The sequence below is a fragment of the Vibrio sp. 1731 genome (assembly GCF_033339955.1).
Taxonomy (GTDB): Bacteria; Pseudomonadota; Gammaproteobacteria; order Enterobacterales; family Vibrionaceae; genus Vibrio; species Vibrio alginolyticus.
The window spans coordinates 20,511-37,749 of the sequence record NZ_JAWOVO010000004.1 but is presented as its reverse complement, the minus strand read 5'-3'; the positions used below and the strand labels follow the sequence as shown (position 1 = coordinate 37,749).

The following is a 17,239-nucleotide window of genomic DNA, read 5'->3' as shown; positions in this document are numbered from 1 at the left end:
ACGCCACAGCTTTGGTGATTTAATATGACTGAAACCACACCAAATGTTGTCGAGCTAGAGGATGCCCAATTTTTCTGGCCCGGTTCAACCAACGCGACCATCCACATCCCCAAATTACACATTACACAAGGCGAACATGTGTTTATCAAAGGTCCAAGTGGCTGCGGTAAATCGACCTTGCTCGCTTTGTTGACGGGGATTAACACATTAACTTCAGGCTCTCTATCTGTACTCGATACTGACCTTGCTAGTTTAAGTGCCAGTCAGAGAGACCGCTTTCGCGCCAATCATATTGGCTACATCTTTCAACAGTTCAATTTATTGCCGTACCTTAACGTACTTGAAAACGTATTATTGCCATGTCAGTTCAGTAAAATACGACGTGACCGTGCCCATTTAGGTGCCTCATCTCAAACGTTAAATGAACAGGCTCAGGCCCTACTAGAACGACTGCACTTGCCAAACGAGCTTCATACACGCCCTGTCTCTGAATTGAGTATTGGTCAACAACAACGTGTGGCTGCGGCTCGAGCTCTGATAGGACATCCAGAGTTAGTGATCGCTGACGAACCAACCTCAGCTTTAGACTATGACAATCGTAAAGCATTTATTGAGCTCCTTATGGAGCAAGCGAATCAAGCCAATGCCACACTGGTATTCGTTAGCCACGACCCAACACTCGAACCCTTATTCGATCGCACGCTCAATCTACCCGACATTAATCAAGTATCTAGCCTAGGAGCCATATCATGAGTGCTGTTGTAAAGCTCGCCTGGAAGAGCTTGATGAACCGCAAAGCGACGGCAATTCTAACCATCATGACCGTTGCGATTTCAGTGGTACTCCTCTTGGGCGTCGAGCGTATCCGAACTCAAGCCAAGGATAGCTTCGCCAATACAATTTCAGGCACAGACCTCATTATTGGTGGACGCTCTGGGCAAGTGAACCTATTGCTCTATTCTGTGTTTCGTATTGGTAATGCGACCAACAACATCGATTGGAAAAGCTACCAAGAGTTTGCCAATCATCGTTCAGTCGATTGGGCTATTCCAATCTCGCTTGGCGACTCGCATAAAGGCTTCCGAGTTATGGGAACCAATCACAGTTACTTTGAGCATTACAAGTTTGGAAGTAAGCAACCACTAACATTCAGCAAGGGTAGAGAATTCAATGGTTTATTTGAAACCGTACTAGGTTCTGATGTCGCTAAACAACTTGGTTATGATATCGGTAGCGAAATCATCATTGCCCACGGCATTAGCGACGTTGGCTTTAGCCGTCATGACAATCTGCCATTTAAAGTTGTCGGTATCCTTGCACCTACAGGAACACCAGTCGACAAAACTGTCCATGTATCATTGGAAGCCATCGAAGCCATTCACGTTGGGTGGGAAAGTGGTGCGCGTTTGGGCCCGACACCCAAGGCACAAGATCTCAAAAACAGAGACTTTCAGCCCAAACAAATTACCGCTATGCTCGTTGGTTTGAAATCTCGTATTCAAACTTTCGCCCTGCAAAGACAAATTAACACCTACCCCAAAGAGCCGCTTAGCGCCATTATGCCCGGCGTTGCGTTGCATGAGTTATGGGGAATGATGTCGGTTGCAGAGCAAGCCCTAATGGCAGTATCTGGTTTTGTCGTGATTGCAGGGTTGTTAGGTATGTTAAGCAGTCTATTAACTAGCCTACAGGAACGCCGCCGTGAAATGGCGATTTTGCGTGCCATGGGAGCAAGGCCTCGTCATGTTTTCTCACTCTTAATTAGTGAAGCCAGCTTGCTTACTGCTGCTGGTATTATTACTGGCGTTACAGGGCTGTATGCTATTCTTGCTATCGCGCAGCCGATCATCCAACAGCACTATGGAATACATCTCACCTTAAGCATCTTATCTACTTATGAGTGGATACTATTAGGTTTCGTACAATGCGCTGGTATTGTGATTGGTTTCATTCCCGCACTCCGCGCCTACCGACAGTCACTGAGTGACGGAATGACAATAAGGATTTAATAAAATGTGGAAAAAAATACTCGCAAGTTGCTTGCTGGTCGTCGCATTCACAGCGCCTGTTATGGCCAGCGAAGAACCATTGAAGCTTGACTGGATTGACCTTGTTCCAGAAAAAGAGCGTAAATTGTTCGACAGTATAGGCATGCCTGCATCTGATCACAGTGGTGGCGCAGCGCAGCAGTCCAAGATTGGTAATGTTCGACCAGAACTGAACGGAAGCCAAGTTAAAATTCCAGGGTTTGTTATCCCACTTGAAGGTGATGCCGATACCGTCACCGAGTTTTTATTAGTGCCATACTTTGGAGCTTGTATTCACGTGCCACCACCGCCTCCAAACCAGATCATTTACGTGAAGTTTCCGAAAGGCGCGCCTGTTCAAGAGTTGTGGGATGTTATATATGTGGTTGGAACGTTGAAAACCGAGACGATAAACCACGAACTAGCAGAAACGGCTTACGTTATTGAGGGATCAGAAATAGAAGCCTACGACGATATGTAATTTAAGTCGTCGATAAGCCTCGCTACACCTAAGGCGTCACACTGGCGCCTTTTTTAGCTTTGTGCTACACGATATAACGAGATAAATACGCTAATACGCCCACATAAATAACCAAAAGAAACGCTATCGACAGGTGCTTTTTGAGTTTACCTGCTTCTGAGAACTTCATAGCCCCTCCAAAATAACGATAACAATTTTAACAACTCATTATCATTTTGAATAGCCCTATTCGTTCAAAAACTGAGAACTCCTGTCTGGTCGCTTGGTCAGATAAGGTGTAAATTTAAACGTGCGAACCGCGCAGTTCTTGGTAGGAAAACGAATGGCAGACCCGACAAAGCAACCTGTTGTCATCGAACATCAGTCAGACACAAAAAAAAATACGCAACAAGAAAAGAAACAAGGCTACATAAAAGACAGTGCTAGTAAGGTAAAAACCATTGCCCAAATACACGGTCTTGACGCCTTACTGCAAACCGGCCCGCCAGCCAAATCTGCGTTTGAAAGAGCCCAATTGCGAGAGCAAAGACGCCAAGAACAGCGACAAAAAAACTTAGAACAGATTTTAAAATTAGCGCACAGTTCATGCCGAGATGAGACAGCGGGAGAGCCAGACCAAGATTGGTTGCATCGATTTTTTGAGATGGCTCAAGACATCCATAACAGCGCGATGCAAAAGCTATGGGCTCAAGTGATGAAGCGTGAAGTGACCAATCCGGGTTCAACGTCCATGAAAGCGTTGAAAACCCTCAAGGATATGTCACCAAAGGAAGCACAAACTCTGCAAAGAGCCGCCTCTTTAGCGTGCAGTTTTGGAGGGGATCACAGCAGAAAACTGCTGATTGGTTACAAAGCGCAAGGAGGCATATTTAGCTTCGGCAAGCGAGACGTCGCTAACAGCCTAAATATGGGAAGTTTTCAACTGCCGTATTCAAGCTTGTTGCTCTTAATTGAATTAGGGCTGCTGCACAGTGCCGAACTTGAATCTGGCGAAATTAGTATCGAGACACCGTTGGTCCTCACCTACCAAGGTAAAAACTTATCACTGAACGTAAACAGCAAAGGTGTCCGCCTTTTATATTACCGATTCACACCCACAGGTAATGAGCTCTGTACCTTGCTCGGTAACAAACCACATGCCGAATACTACGACCAAATGCTTGCACTGTTAAATCATAGATTTAGTGTCCATAGTGAAGCTAAAAGTACGGTTCATCATACCGTCTAGCCAGCTTGAGAAGCATTTGACTACCTATGAGCCAAATACTTCTCCAGCTGTTCAAAGAGCTTTAGGTCACCTATGATCTAAATGCTTTTTTATCGGATCACACCGCGTTGTTTAAGATCGATTAAGCACAAATCCACCAGCTCATCGACACTCTTTTCTCCCGCGGGCAAATCGATTTCAGGGTTCTCTGGCGCTTGATATTCCGAATCAATACCAGTGAAATTAGGAATCTCTCCCGCACGGGCTTTACGGTATAAACCCTTAGGATCTCGACCTTCGCAAACCTCTAGAGATGCATTGACATACACTTCGATAAACTCGCCTTCTGGCAATAAATCGCGCACTAACTTCCGCTCTGCACGATGCGGTGAAATAAACGCCGACAGAACAATTAAACCCGCATCTGCCATCAACTTCGCCAGTTCACCAATGCGACGAATGTTCTCGCGACGGTCCTGTTCAGAAAAACCTAAATCGCTACACAAACCATGTCGTACATTGTCACCATCCAATAAATAGGTGTGGTAACCCAATGCTGCAAGGCGATTTTCCAACGCCCCAGCTACGGTTGATTTACCCGCTCCAGATAAACCAGTGAACCACAATACGGCAGGTTTTTGCTTCTTTAATTCAGCACGAAACTGTTTATCAACCGAATGCTGGTGCCAAACAATGTTTTCATCTTTTACCGTCGTTTCGGCAGTCATAACGTATCCTTGTAAATATCGGAATTAAAACGGGAAAAAGACCGGGATCAAAGTAAGTACTAATACAGAGTACACAATCGAAATTGGCACTCCAATTCTCACGTAGTCGGTCAATTTGTAATTTCCTACGCTGTACACCAGCAGGTTAGTTTGGTAACCGTAGGGAGAGATAAAGCTCGCACTCGCGCCGAACAAAACCGCCATGATGAATGGCATCGGATCCACGCCATAACCCACCGCCATGCTATAGCCGATAGGAAAAGAAAGCGCAGCCGCGGCATTGTTTGTCACCAATTCAGTGAGTACCAATGTCATGATATAAGTCGCCACCAAGGCACCAAATACTCCCCAGCCATTAAACGCTTCAATAAACATCACTCCCATTCTTTCTGACAATCCAGAAGAGATCATCAGTTGAGCAATAGACAAAGCGGAACCGACAATCACGACGATATCGATCGGAAAACGGCGGCGCAGTTCTGAAATCTGCACAATACCAAACGCAATAAGCGCGATAAGGTACGCAGCTAGACCTTTAATAATTGGCACTAACTCTAATAGAGCGCATCCAATTACGGCTGCAAAGCCCAGTAATACAATGGAAGACTTATTGGTATCAAGCCGAGCGCTAGAGTCCAAGTCATGCACTAAGACAAACTCTTTACGATGAGCTCGGCGTTCAGACTCAAAACGCTTGCCTGGAACCAGAACTAACGTGTCCCCTGGCGCTAAGGTAATACTACCCAAGCCACCTTCTAGGCGTTCGTGGCCTCGGCGAATCGCCACAACAACGGCATCGAATCGGTCGCGGAATCGGCTCTCTTTGAGGGTTTTGTAGCAAAATGTCGCCGACGAGCTCACCACAACTTCGATAAAGTTTTGCCCATTTAAGTGCTGCTGACCAAACAACTTGAGGCCCGGAATTTCTTGCAGGGTCGCGACGCTCTCAACATCGCCACAAAATAACAGGCGGTCTTTTGCATTGAGCACAAAATCCGGTCCCACAGAAGAAACAGTAACACCATCGCGCACCACTTCTGCAAGAAACAGTTTGCGCAGAGCACGTAAATTATTCTCGCTGATCGTACGCCCAACTAGCGGTGAGCCTGGCTCAACGCGAGACTCAAGAAAGTAAGGTAAATCTTCTTGGTTTTGATCATCATAATTCGGTAGCAAGTAGCTGAGCGGGATAAGAATCAGCATCCCTCCCACCAGCACAGCCAAACCTATCATCGTGGGTGTAAAAAAGCTCAGGCTCGGTAAGCCTGCGTCTTCGACAAAGCTGTTGATGATTAAGTTAGTCGACGTACCAATCAAAGTTAATGTGCCACCAAAAATGGCGGCGTAAGACAAGGGAATAAGTAATTTCGAAGGTGCATGCTGCTGATTACGCTTAATCGCCCCAATCAATGAGACAACCACAGCGGTATTATTCGTAAATGAAGAGAGCAAGGCTGTCGATACACCGAGCTTAGCAATCACGCTGCCTAACTGACCCTCAGAGATACTTCGGCTCACCCAACTGATCAGCAGTGTTTTTTCTAGAGCACAGGATGCAAGAATCAATAAAACCAGGGTTAACAATGAAGAGTTGGTAAAATTGGATGCGATAGTGGCTGAATCCATCATCCCAGCCATGAATGCAATAAAAGCGGCACCCGCAAAGACGTAACTAGGCTTAATTTTCGTGACAAGCAAGCAAGTGATAATGCCAAGCAAAATCGCTAACACAAACCCTTGTTCCCACATAGCCTTTCCTTACCAAATAGCCCCAAAGGGCACAACAACGACTCATTTATCCATGAAACACCGACAAACGAGTAAACAGACAAAAATCAGCGCAAGCGAAAAGAACATCAGAATGCTCGGTTTTCTTGGGCTCCACCGAAGCATTCTGGTATTAGGAGAATACCTAACGACATTTCGCAATTCAGTTAGGTAGCGACGCCCCAAGTACAACAGCAGACAGAGCCTGAAATTATCGTACTTGGGTAAGCCAGTTACTTTTTCAGAAACTGGCTGACGTCTTTTGCTTCCCAGTGTGGGAAGTGTTTACGGACAAGCGCATTAAGCTCAACTTCAAACGCAGAGATGTCCGTCAAATCGCGCTCAACCACGGCGAGGCTCTCTTTAACCATGCCAGCACCAACCGTCACGTTTGTCAGACGATCGATAATGATAAAGCCACCGGTATCTGCACAGTCTTGATAATTGTCCAGCGCGACTGACTCATTAAGAGACCATTCACACAAACCAATACCATTCAATGGCAGCTCTGCCGAGCTATGAGTCGAGAGATTATTAATGTCATATTGATGACGAATCGCTTCAACATGACCTACGGTTTTCTTACCTGCGATTTTGATGTCATAGTCACGACCCGGTTGCAGGGGTTGCTCTGTCATCCACACCACATCGGCAAGCAAATGGTTTGTGGTTTCCACTTGAGCATTATCTAGAACAATTAAGTCGCCACGGCTAATATCGATCTCATCGCTTAGCGTCAGAGTGACAGCTAATCCGGCACGAGCTTCTTCGATATCACCATCAAAGGTCACAATACGAGCCACAGTTGACGTTTTACCCGATGGCAATGCTTTAATGGCATCACCGACTTTGATCGAACCAGAAGAAATGGTCCCCGCAAAACCACGGAAATCGAGGTTAGGACGATTAACGTATTGCACAGGGAAGCGGAATTCACCCGCGCCTTTTTCTTGATCCACATCGACCGTTTCAAGAAGCTCAAACAATGATGGGCCTTTAAACCAAGTCAGGTTTTGGCCTTTATCCACCACATTGTCCCCTTCAAGCGCTGAGATCGGGATGATTTGAATATCAATATCCCCTGTCAGATTCTCAGAGAACTTCAGATACTCATCGCGGATCTCTTCAAAGCGCTCTTGGGAGTAATCCACTAAGTCCATCTTGTTGATCGCCACAACAAAGTGCTTCAAACCCAAAAGGTTGGAAATGAAAGAGTGACGACGAGTTTGATCGAGAATGCCCTTACGTGCATCAACCAGAATCACAGCTAAGTCACATGTCGATGCGCCTGTAGCCATGTTACGTGTGTACTGCTCGTGTCCAGGAGTATCTGCAATGATGAATTTACGTTTCTGCGTCGAGAAATAGCGGTAAGCCACATCAATCGTGATCCCCTGCTCTCGCTCAGCTTGTAAGCCATCGACCAACAACGCAAGGTCGGGCTTTTCACCCGTGGTACCCACACGTTGGCTGTCTGAATGCACTGCCGCTAGCTGATCTTCATAAATTTGTTTTGAGTCATGGAGTAAGCGACCGATTAATGTACTTTTACCGTCATCCACCGAGCCACAAGTCAAGAATCTAAGTAACGACTTGTACTGGTGTTGTGTTAAATAGCCTTCGATACCAAGCTCGGCTAATTGAGCTTCAACTGCACTGTTCATTATCTTTCCTTAGATCCTTTAGAAGTAACCTTGACGTTTCTTAAGCTCCATCGATCCTGACTGATCGTGGTCGATCGCTCGGCCTTGGCGCTCACTCGACGTTGCCACCAGCATCTCTTCGATAATGCCAGTTAAAGTGTTTGCTTCAGACTCGATGGCCCCGGTCAATGGATAACAGCCAAGGGTACGGAAGCGCACACTCTTCTCTTCAATCACTTCACCCGGTTGAAGCTCCATACGATCATCATCAACCATGATCAGCATGCCATCGCGTTCAACAACTGGGCGTTTGTCCGCGAGGTAAAGCGGCACGATCTCGATGTTTTCTAAATAGATGTATTGCCAGATATCAAGCTCAGTCCAGTTAGACAGTGGGAATACACGAATGCTCTCACCCTTATTGACCTGACCGTTGTACGTCTTCCATAGCTCAGGACGTTGGTTTTTAGGGTCCCATGTATGGTTCTTATCGCGGAATGAATACACGCGCTCTTTCGCCCGTGATTTCTCTTCGTCGCGGCGCGCGCCACCAAAGGCCGCATCAAAACCGTACTTGTTCAGCGCTTGTTTTAAGCCTTGAGTCTTCATGATGTCAGTGTGCTTAGAAGAACCATGAACAAACGGGCTACAGCCCATGGCTAGACCTTCTGGATTCTTATGTACCAAAAGCTCAAAACCGTATTTGGCCGCGGTGCGATCACGAAATTCAATCATCTCGCGGAACTTCCAATCGGTGTCAACATGCAGCAATGGAAATGGAATCTTACCTGGGTAAAAAGCTTTACGCGCAAGGTGCAGCATCACTGATGAGTCTTTACCAATCGAATACATCATGACTGGGTTATCAAACTCAGCCGCAACTTCACGGATGATGTGGATACTCTCCGCTTCGAGTTGTTTAAGGTGAGTTAAACGTTGTTGGTCCATGTTTTGTATTTCCTTTTTAAGCTTGAAGGCGCATTACGTCTCTAATCTTTGGTCTGAAATTATATGGAGTTGGCAATAGCACTTTTGTTGAATTCAGTACTAGACAAAAACCAGTCTAACTTTTGAGACAGTCGCACTACCTCTCCGACAACAATCAAAGATGGCGACTGTGCTTCCTTCGATAAATCAGAGAGTTGGGAGAGTTCTCCCGTAAATACTTTTTGTTGAATCTGCGTGCCACGCTCAATAATGGCAATCGGAGTCGACGCTGAACGACCATGCTTAATGAGTTGATTCTGAATATAGTGTGATTTCATCAGCCCCATGTAGATCACTAAAGTCTGATTCCCACGCGCCAACGTGGACCAATCCATCTCATCACTTTCTTCTTTCAAGTGGCCAGTCACAAAGATGGCCGATTGCGCATAATCACGATGAGTCAGTGGAATACCAGCATAAGCGGTTGCGCCAGCTGCTGCGGTAATGCCAGGGACAACTTGAAAACGAACGCCGGCATCAGCAAGCACTTCTAACTCTTCACCACCACGACCAAATACAAACGGATCACCACCTTTAATGCGTACTACTTTGTAGCCCTGCTTGGCAAAATCCACCAAAAGCTGATTCGTCTTCTCCTGCGGCACACTGTGATGCCCAGCTCGCTTCCCAACGCACACCAAAATCGTATCGCTTGGAATCAATGCCATGATTTCTTCAGACACCAAGTAGTCGAACAAAACCACGTCAGCTTGCTGCAAGCAGTTCAGTGCTTTCACCGTCAGAAGTTCAGGATCGCCTGGTCCTGCACCTACTAAGGCGACTTCACCAGGCTGTAGTGATTGCTTTGCAAAACGAGTAACACCAGCGACTGGGTTGTCAGAAACTAACCGGGGCTTTGGTTTAGGAAAAGAAGTGACTGAATCGTTCGTTGCCATGTGCTTGCTCATCGTCCATTGATATCGTTATGCAAGCATTATGGCGGGGCGTTTATATTACCTGAAATTCTAAAATTTCATTTTTTATTCAAAAATCTGCTAAGAAGTTTTTGTTTGGTCTCATTCAAAAGCGTGAAAAAGTCGGCGGTTAATATGAATAAGGTTCAGTAAACTGATTAATGTTCACAGTTTTCTGTATCTTTATCATCGAGTTGCATCTGTGTTTGATACATTACGCAGTACGATTTCCCCTTATCATTGAATTGGAGCACCAAATGAAAGTGGCAGTTCATCCTATTTCCCTCGCAGTATTAAGTGGCATGCTAACGCTTGCTGGCCCAGCAATGGCCGATACCATCAAGCTTCGTATTATCGAAACCACCGACATTCACACCAACGTGATGGATTACGATTACTACAAAGACCAACCATCACAGCAAATCGGTTTAAGTCGCGCTGCGACAATAGTGAGACAGGCTAAGTCCGAGACAGAAAACACGGTACTAGTAGATAACGGCGATTTAATTCAGGGCAGCCCAATGGGCGATTACATGGCGGCAAAGGGGATTAACCCCGACGACGTGCACCCAGTCTACAAAGCGATGAACAAGCTAGACTACGATGTGGGCAACATTGGCAATCATGAGTTCAACTATGGCTTAGATTTCCTACAAACGACGTTGAAGGGTGCAAACTTCCCTTACATCAATGCAAACGTATTTGATAAACAAACCGGTGAGTATTACTTCAAGCCTTACCTCATCAAAACTCACACATTTAAAGACACAAACGGCGAAGCGCATCAAATAAAAGTGGGTTACATCGGCTTTGTACCACCACAAATTATGGTGTGGGATAAGAAGAACTTAGAAGGCAAAGTCTTTGCTAAAGACATTAAGGAAACAGCAGAGAAACTGATTCCTCAAATGAAGAAAGAAGGCGCAGACGTGATTGTGGCGATTCCACACTCGGGCATTTCTACTGATCCATACAAGCTAGGCGCTGAAAACTCTGTTTACTACCTCACAGAAGTTGAAGGTATTGATGCAATTGCTTTTGGCCACTCTCACGCAGTCTTCCCAGGGAAAGACTTCGCAAACCTACCTGGTGTTGATATAGATAAAGGGACCATCAATGGTGTAACGTCCGTGATGCCGGGTCGCTGGGGAAGTCACGTAGGTGTGATGGATTTGATGCTGAAAGAGAAAGACGGCAGATGGCAAGTCATCGAAGGCCAAGCAGAAGCACGCCCTATCTTCGATAAAGTAAATAAGAAGTCATTAGCTAAAGCCGATGAAGATATTGTGAAAGCGTTAGAAGAAGATCACAAAGGCACTCGTGAATTTGTAAACCAACCAATCGGCAAAGCAAATGATGTCATGTACAGCTTCTTGGCATTAGTGCAGGACGACCCCACCATTCAAATCGTTAACCTTGCTCAGAAAGACTACGTAGAACGCTTTATTCAAGGCGACCCAGACCTTTCTGACATTCCAGTACTGAGTGCGGCAGCACCATTTAAAGTCGGCGGTCGTAAGAACGATCCGAATAACTTTACAGAAGTAGAATCCGGTCAGCTCACCTTTCGTAATGCGGCCGATCTTTACTTATACCCAAACACCTTGGTTGCGATGAAAGTGAAAGGTAAAGAAGTTCGCGAATGGCTAGAGTGCAGTGCGGGTCAATTCAACCACATCGACATCAACAATCCTAAACCGCAATCTTTGATTGATTGGGATAATTTCCGTACTTACAACTTCGATGTTATTGATGGGGTTAACTACCAAATCGACGTTACCCAACCGCCGAAGTACGATGCGGATTGTAAAGTGATTAATCCAGATTCTCAGCGTATTGTGAACCTGACGTTCAACGGTAAGCCTTTCAATCCGAAGCAAGATTTCATCATCGCAACCAATAACTACCGTGCATATAGCAATACTTTCCCTGGTACAGGCCCAGATTTCATTGCATTTGACGCACCAGATGAAAACCGCTCTGTCGTCGCCACTTATATTTCTCGCGTGAGTGAAGAAAAAGGAGAAGTGACACCAAGCGCTGACAACAACTGGTCTTTCGCACCGATTAAGTCCGATAACAAGCTAGATATTCGTTTCGAAACCTCCCCTAGCGATAAAGCGGCGCAGTTCATCAAAGAGAAAGGACAATACCCAATGAAACGTGTCGCGACTGACGATATTGGTTTCGCGATTTACCAAATCGATCTGATTGAACTACCACACCCCTAAAGGAGTGTGGATTCCTGTCGTCTGCGACATTTGCGCTCCATTACTAAAATCGAGTCGGCTTACATTGTCTCTTACAGGCGTTTAACGTGTTGGTAGTCCCTACCACCACAAATACTTAAGCTGCTAACCGTAACCCCTCTATGTGGATATTGTTAGCGGCATTCAAATCCCTGTCGTTTACAGAACCGCAGTCACATCGCCATTCACGAATAGCAAGTGACCATTTGCCCTGATATACAGCCCCACAACAAGCACACAATTTAGAGCTTGGGAACCACTGGTCAATCTTAGACACTATTCGACCATACCAAGCAGCTTTGTACTCTAGCTGCCTGACGATTTCGCCAAAGTTTGCGTCACTAATTGCTTTTACTAGCTTTTTGTTTTTCACCATGTTTTTAACTCGCAATGACTCGGTACAGATCACTTGGTTTTCGTTTATCAGTTTCGTCGTCATTTTATGCGTGAAATCAACACGACAATTTGCAATCTTCTCATGGATCTTTGCCACGATGATGCGTTGCTTATTGAAATTGTTAGAACCTTTCGTCTTCTTGGAAAGTTTACGTTGCGCTTTAGCCAGCTTCTTCTCGTACTTCGTGGTGTATTTGGGATTGTTGAATACAACGCCATCAGAACAAACCGCAAGTGATTTGATACCAACGTCTACACCAACAGTTTTGCTTGCAATAGGTAACGGTTGAATTTCGGTTTCAACAAGCATAGAAATGAAGTATTTGCCTGTTTTAGTTTTGGATACATAGACGGAAGACGGGCTGCCATTGAATAGTCTTGATAGTTTGACTTTCAGTGGATTTTTCATCTTGGCTAAGGTGATTTGCTTTGTATCAGCGTTGAATTTAAAAGCGTTCGCCATGTAGCAAGCAGATTGCTTACCACGTTTGTTTTTGAACTTAGGATAGCCAAATCCAGATTTGAAAAATGCTTTAAACGCTTTATCAAGATGACGGAGCGATTGCTGTAACGGCACACTTGATACGTTCTTCAACCAAGAAAACCCAGCATCTTTTTTAAGTGTAGTTAGATTTTTATTCCAATCGTTGAAGTTGGTTTTATTACCTTGTTCATACTGCTCTTTCGAGAAAGCCAAAGCATTATTGTAAACAAATCGCACGCAGCCAAAGGTATGCTCAAGCATTTCTGCTTGCTCTTTACTTGGCTTAAACCGATATTTGTAAGCTACTAATGTCATTTGGTCTTTCCTGATAAGATGCCTTATTATGAATAGACTTAAACAACAAATCAATAGTTGGTCTAATGACACATAGCCAAGAATATCCGATCCGTCGAGGTCGCCATTGCGTCAGCGTATTACACGCACATTTGGTTTTTGTTACCAAGTATCGGTCGAAGGTGTTCAATGACGAAATACTGATCCGTTTGGAACAAATATTAAGAGAGGTATGTAACGATTTTGAAGTTGAGCTAAAGGAGTTCAACGGTGAGAAAGATCACGTTCATCTACTGCTTGAGTACCCTCCAAAAGTGCAGTTATCGAAGCTGATCAATTCATTGAAAGGGGTTAGTTCTAGGCTTCTACGGCAAGAGTTCCCTGTCATTCATCGTTACTTGTGGAAAGGGGCGCTTTGGAGTCCTAGTTACTTTGCTGGATCTTGCGGAGGAGCAAGTCTTGAAGCTTTAACTAGGTACATTGAGAGTCAGAATCGTCCTGACTAATTTTTGCTACTTCGTAGCAATGGCTTACATCCTCCCCATAAATGGGGAGGTTTTACGCCAAAATGATAAAGAAAACCGTTTCTGAGTTATCACATGCACAGCGATCTTTTTTCAGACTTAGTCAATCATGGCTTCTTAGACACAGAAGCAAACCAACTTATCGAAAATGGTGAGTTACTCGAACTGCCTACGCGCCACATTCTTAACCACCAAGGAGAGTTTAGCTCGCACCTTTACTTCATTATTGAAGGGTTATGCCATGCAAGCTATCTCACTGAGCAGGGCAAAGAGTTCAGTAAAGAGTTTTATTGGGAGAAAGACTGGGTTATCGGCTTTGAGAGCATAATTAAGAACCAACCTTCGCCTTACTTATTGGAAACGCTGAGCGCTTGTCAGCTATTTTGCTTACCAATTGAAACGTTGCATCAATGGCGAGCAGAAAAACACGCCATTTACTTAAAGCTACTCGAAAACCAACTGGTTAATAAAGAGAACAAAGAACGCTTTATGCTGCTCTACTCGCCAGAGGAACGATACCAATTATTTTGCGCCCACTACCCAGACTTAAAGCTACGTATTACCGATAGCCAAATAGCTGCTTATCTTGGGATCACGCCTATCAGTTTGAGCCGAATTAAAGCGCGCTTAACTAAAGATCACACATCCAAGTAAACTCGAAAAAGAAAAGGCCCTTCAAACGAAGAGCCTTTCTATGCTATTTAAGCTATTTAAGAAGCCGCGCCCGGAACTGACGCCCTTTCATCTTGCCATTACTAATGGTTTGTAGAGCCTTTTTGGCAGCTGACTTCTCGACCGCAACGTAGGCGCGCATCGGGAAAAGGTGAATCTTGCCAACTTGAGAGCCTGGGATACCATTTTTTCCCGTCAGACACCCTAAGATATCACCCGGTCGTACTTTCTGTTTCTTACCGCCATCAATGTTAATCGTCACCATCTTCGCTTGGTATGGCTGCTGATTTGATTTGGCAGGCAATGTTGCTGGTACCACGTCCATATCTAGGTATTCTTCAATACGAGCTACACGCAAACCGTCTTTCTCTCCAAAGAAGCTGAACGCCAAACCTTTACTACCTGCACGGCCTGTACGACCGATACGGTGTACATGAACCTCAGGATCGCGCGATAGCTCAAAGTTAAAGACTGCATCAAGGTTATCTACGTCCAAACCACGCGCCGCGACGTCTGTTGCGACAAGGATAGAAACACTCTTGTTAGCAAACTGCACCAATGCTTGATCGCGTTCACGCTGTTCTAAGTCCCCATGGATATCGATAACGCTGAACCCTTTGCGATGCAACTCATCTGCGACACTTTGCACTTCTTTTTTGGTATTGCAAAAAACCACAGCGGACTCTGGTTGGTGAGTCAGTAGCAAGTTCGCCAACGCTTCATCACGCGCTTCCGAACCTTCAACTTTGTAGAAATGCTGAGCAATGCTTGAGGTATCATGAGTCGATTCCACCTTAATGACTTCAGGCGTCTGCATAATACGCTGCGCAATTTGCTCAATTTTCTCTGGGAAAGTAGCACTGAAAAGTAGAGTTTGACGCTGCTTTGGCGCTGCATCAATAATCGCATCTAATGCGTCTTGGAAACCCATGTCCAACATGCGATCAGCTTCATCTAGCACCAAGGTATTCAGCTCGCTCAGGTTAATTCGGCCTTTCTCAAGGTGATCCAAAATACGACCAGGAGTACCAACTAGGATATGCGCACCATGCTCCAGCGAACCAATTTGTGGCCCCATTGGCATCCCACCGCAGAGAGTAAGCACTTTAATATTATGAATGCCGCGACCTAAAGTACGAATTTCCTTCGCTACTTGGTCTGCAAGCTCACGTGTTGGACACAATACTAATGACTGGACACGAAAGCGTTTGACGTTGAGGTTCGATAAAACCCCTAAACCAAATGCAGCGGTTTTACCTGAGCCCGTTTTACCCTGCCCGATGACATCACGATGTTTTAGGATTGCAGGCAAGCTCAAAGCTTGAATTGGCGTCATGTGGGTATAGTTCAGGGAATCAAGTGTGGCGAGTAACGCTGGGTTCAGCCCAACTTGATCGAATGTTTGTTTGCTCACGGGGATATCCTCAGGTGAGATGGAAAGAGGGCACATTATCACCAGATTTGGTGGGAAAACCAGTGCTAATTAACCTTTGTTAATGAGTATGAGCTCAAAACAAAGTAAAGTCAGTCACTCGATTCTCATTACGGATAACAACATGCTCACTTGGATTACTTTGCCCTTTGCTCAGCTAACAACCACACAGCTGTATGAAATGATGAAATTGCGTGTGGATGTATTCGTTGTTGAACAAACCTGCCCTTATCCTGAACTGGATGGTAAGGACACACTCGAAGGCGTTTATCATCTAATAGGCTATCACGGTGATGAACTGGTTGCTTGCGCACGATTACTGCCCGCAGGCACCACGTATGACAATGTGAGTATTGGTCGAGTGGTGACAAAGCAAACCGCGCGAGGCGGTGGCTTAGGTCATAAGTTATTGGACAAGGCCTTGGCACAATGCGAAACATTATGGCCAGGGCTGACAATCGATATAGGTGCTCAAGAACACCTCATCCAGTTTTATGCAAGTCATGGATTCAAGGTTATCTCAGAGTGCTATCTTGAAGATGGTATCCCTCATGTGGATATGCGGAAAGAATCCGTAGCGCTATAAGCTTCAACTCGATTGGTTACTATGAAAACTAATCGCTATGAAAAACTGACTAAAAAGACGCGATATCTTCGCGTCTTTTCATTTGAAGCGTTTACTTGTTACGTCCAAAGGTCCCATCCGATAAACGGAAAAACATAACGGACCGCCCGCTTTTTTCCAGCTGTAGCATATCTAACTCACCTTCGTCACTAAGCTTAAAGCGAATCAACTGTCCCTGCTTTATTTGGCTTAGCGGCTTATCACTGCCTTCTATTTTGACCAGAGCGCTAAGATCCGCCATAGAGAGCTGATTGCTTCTGAAAACCTGCGCTAATGTATCACCATTTTTAACCGTGTACTCTTTCCAGTCTTCAGATTTCGGTCCAGAGTTCTGAGAGGTTCTCTGCTGGCTTAAACTCTGCGCGTTCAGCTCAATCGCTACGCGTTGATGATCGACCTCAGTCTGCTCAACTGGTTGATCTGTTTTATTTGGCAAAGGAATGACAAGGAGTACCAGAATCAATGGCACTAAGACCATCAAAGCACGCTGATGAAATTTAGGCAGACGCAACCAAAACTGCTTAACAGGCTGTATACGCTCCAACCATTGCTCTTTGTTGAACGGCTGCTTCCAGTCGATAGCAGCGAATTTTTGTTTAACCAATTCGACATAGTCGACTTGCTGCTTTTTCTTTCTGCGACGATTCATTGTAATGAGTCCCTTAATACTTCTACGGTCAGTATAAAAATACCGACGCGGAGAGTATATGTTTTTCACCAAACTAAAATGGAATTGGGATTAAATTAGCAGAAATTTCACTTGGAGTAAGAGATAAGTCACAACCTGGCCGCCTCAATTAAGCATTCAG

The 17,239-nt window shown here is 45.1% G+C and carries 16 protein-coding genes; 8 read left to right on the top strand and 8 right to left on the bottom strand.

What is annotated here, in order from left to right; all coding sequences use genetic code 11:
- Positions 1–24: 24 nt before the first annotated feature.
- The 4 genes from R7035_RS06270 to R7035_RS06255 all read left to right on the top strand — a co-directional run bounded on the left by R7035_RS06270 (position 25) and on the right by R7035_RS06255 (position 3,736).
- A complete protein-coding gene (locus R7035_RS06270; protein ID WP_042522447.1) occupies positions 25–753 on the top strand; it encodes an ABC transporter ATP-binding protein in 729 nt (242 codons plus the stop codon).
- Complete coding sequence (locus tag R7035_RS06265; RefSeq protein ID WP_213971570.1) at positions 750–2,009, top strand: ABC transporter permease; 1,260 nt, start codon at positions 750–752, stop codon at positions 2,007–2,009. Before R7035_RS06270 ends, R7035_RS06265 begins: the two co-directional genes overlap by 4 nt.
- A gap of 4 nt (positions 2,010–2,013) precedes the next feature.
- Positions 2,014–2,508, top strand: coding sequence for a DUF3299 domain-containing protein (locus tag R7035_RS06260; protein ID WP_005379600.1), 495 nt, complete (start codon positions 2,014–2,016; stop codon positions 2,506–2,508).
- A gap of 322 nt (positions 2,509–2,830) precedes the next feature.
- Positions 2,831–3,736, top strand: a complete 906-nt coding sequence (locus R7035_RS06255; RefSeq protein WP_064368954.1) for a TIGR03899 family protein — start codon at positions 2,831–2,833, stop codon at positions 3,734–3,736.
- Between the two features lie 89 nt (positions 3,737–3,825).
- Here R7035_RS06255 and cysC read toward each other — a convergent pair whose 3' ends face one another.
- From cysC to cobA, 5 genes are all read right to left on the bottom strand, one after another.
- Positions 3,826–4,443 carry an adenylyl-sulfate kinase gene (gene cysC / locus R7035_RS06250; protein WP_005379598.1) on the bottom strand — a complete coding sequence of 206 codons (618 nt, stop codon included), beginning with the start codon at positions 4,441–4,443 and terminating at the stop codon, positions 3,826–3,828.
- Positions 4,444–4,467: 24 nt separating this feature from the next.
- Complete coding sequence (locus R7035_RS06245) at positions 4,468–6,192, bottom strand: SLC13 family permease (protein WP_005379596.1); 1,725 nt, start codon at positions 6,190–6,192, stop codon at positions 4,468–4,470.
- Positions 6,193–6,443: 251 nt separating this feature from the next.
- On the bottom strand, positions 6,444–7,874 hold the full coding sequence (gene cysN / locus R7035_RS06240) for a sulfate adenylyltransferase subunit CysN (protein WP_213971569.1): 1,431 nt from the start codon (positions 7,872–7,874) through the stop codon (positions 6,444–6,446).
- Between the two features lie 18 nt (positions 7,875–7,892).
- Positions 7,893–8,801 (bottom strand): sulfate adenylyltransferase subunit CysD, encoded by a 909-nt coding sequence (gene cysD, locus R7035_RS06235; protein ID WP_005379592.1) that lies wholly within the window; start codon positions 8,799–8,801, stop codon positions 7,893–7,895.
- 59 nt (positions 8,802–8,860) lie between these two features.
- Entirely contained in the window at positions 8,861–9,736 is an 876-nt protein-coding gene (cobA, locus tag R7035_RS06230; protein ID WP_167426973.1) for a uroporphyrinogen-III C-methyltransferase, read from the bottom strand.
- Positions 9,737–10,011: 275 nt separating this feature from the next.
- On the opposite strand from cobA, the gene cpdB reads away from it, so the two are divergent.
- The gene (gene cpdB, locus R7035_RS06225) at positions 10,012–11,985 is read left to right on the top strand and encodes a 2',3'-cyclic-nucleotide 2'-phosphodiesterase (protein WP_318146021.1); all 1,974 of its coding nucleotides are present in this window, start codon (positions 10,012–10,014) and stop codon (positions 11,983–11,985) included.
- Positions 11,986–12,100: 115 nt separating this feature from the next.
- Here cpdB and R7035_RS06220 read toward each other — a convergent pair whose 3' ends face one another.
- Complete coding sequence (locus R7035_RS06220) at positions 12,101–13,198, bottom strand: RNA-guided endonuclease TnpB family protein (RefSeq protein ID WP_318146020.1); 1,098 nt, start codon at positions 13,196–13,198, stop codon at positions 12,101–12,103.
- A 65-nt stretch (positions 13,199–13,263) separates the two neighbouring features.
- On the opposite strand from R7035_RS06220, the gene tnpA reads away from it, so the two are divergent.
- Together tnpA and R7035_RS06210 are read left to right on the top strand one after the other, a co-directional pair.
- Entirely contained in the window at positions 13,264–13,683 is a 420-nt protein-coding gene (gene tnpA / locus R7035_RS06215) for an IS200/IS605 family transposase (protein ID WP_213971566.1), read from the top strand.
- Between the two features lie 93 nt (positions 13,684–13,776).
- Entirely contained in the window at positions 13,777–14,355 is a 579-nt protein-coding gene (locus tag R7035_RS06210) for a Crp/Fnr family transcriptional regulator (protein WP_012841168.1), read from the top strand.
- A 52-nt stretch (positions 14,356–14,407) separates the two neighbouring features.
- Here the strand turns inward: R7035_RS06210 and dbpA are convergent, their stop codons facing one another.
- Entirely contained in the window at positions 14,408–15,787 is a 1,380-nt protein-coding gene (dbpA, locus tag R7035_RS06205) for an ATP-dependent RNA helicase DbpA (RefSeq protein WP_047009023.1), read from the bottom strand.
- 142 nt (positions 15,788–15,929) lie between these two features.
- Here dbpA and R7035_RS06200 point away from each other — a divergent pair, with 142 nt between their 5' ends.
- Complete coding sequence (locus R7035_RS06200) at positions 15,930–16,391, top strand: GNAT family N-acetyltransferase (protein WP_213971565.1); 462 nt, start codon at positions 15,930–15,932, stop codon at positions 16,389–16,391.
- A 91-nt stretch (positions 16,392–16,482) separates the two neighbouring features.
- Here R7035_RS06200 and R7035_RS06195 read toward each other — a convergent pair whose 3' ends face one another.
- The gene (locus tag R7035_RS06195; protein ID WP_017820296.1) at positions 16,483–17,079 is read right to left on the bottom strand and encodes a LysM-like peptidoglycan-binding domain-containing protein; all 597 of its coding nucleotides are present in this window, start codon (positions 17,077–17,079) and stop codon (positions 16,483–16,485) included.
- Between the last annotated feature and the right edge of the window lie 160 nt (positions 17,080–17,239).

Bases quoted from the DNA above. Each gene is read 5' to 3' on its own strand.
- R7035_RS06270 (WP_042522447.1), top strand. From the start codon at position 25: ATGACTGAAACCACACCAAATGTTGTCGAGCTAGAGGATGCCCAATTT.
- R7035_RS06265 (WP_213971570.1), top strand. From the start codon at position 750: ATGAGTGCTGTTGTAAAGCTCGCCTGGAAGAGCTTGATGAACCGCAAA.
- R7035_RS06260 (WP_005379600.1), top strand. From the start codon at position 2,014: ATGTGGAAAAAAATACTCGCAAGTTGCTTGCTGGTCGTCGCATTCACA.
- R7035_RS06255 (WP_064368954.1), top strand. From the start codon at position 2,831: ATGGCAGACCCGACAAAGCAACCTGTTGTCATCGAACATCAGTCAGAC.
- cysC (WP_005379598.1), bottom strand. From the start codon at position 4,443: ATGACTGCCGAAACGACGGTAAAAGATGAAAACATTGTTTGGCACCAG.
- R7035_RS06245 (WP_005379596.1), bottom strand. From the start codon at position 6,192: ATGTGGGAACAAGGGTTTGTGTTAGCGATTTTGCTTGGCATTATCACT.
- cysN (WP_213971569.1), bottom strand. From the start codon at position 7,874: ATGAACAGTGCAGTTGAAGCTCAATTAGCCGAGCTTGGTATCGAAGGC.
- cysD (WP_005379592.1), bottom strand. From the start codon at position 8,801: ATGGACCAACAACGTTTAACTCACCTTAAACAACTCGAAGCGGAGAGT.
- cobA (WP_167426973.1), bottom strand. From the start codon at position 9,736: ATGGCAACGAACGATTCAGTCACTTCTTTTCCTAAACCAAAGCCCCGG.
- cpdB (WP_318146021.1), top strand. From the start codon at position 10,012: ATGAAAGTGGCAGTTCATCCTATTTCCCTCGCAGTATTAAGTGGCATG.
- R7035_RS06220 (WP_318146020.1), bottom strand. From the start codon at position 13,198: ATGACATTAGTAGCTTACAAATATCGGTTTAAGCCAAGTAAAGAGCAA.
- tnpA (WP_213971566.1), top strand. From the start codon at position 13,264: ATGACACATAGCCAAGAATATCCGATCCGTCGAGGTCGCCATTGCGTC.
- R7035_RS06210 (WP_012841168.1), top strand. From the start codon at position 13,777: ATGCACAGCGATCTTTTTTCAGACTTAGTCAATCATGGCTTCTTAGAC.
- R7035_RS06200 (WP_213971565.1), top strand. From the start codon at position 15,930: ATGCTCACTTGGATTACTTTGCCCTTTGCTCAGCTAACAACCACACAG.
- R7035_RS06195 (WP_017820296.1), bottom strand. From the start codon at position 17,079: ATGAATCGTCGCAGAAAGAAAAAGCAGCAAGTCGACTATGTCGAATTG.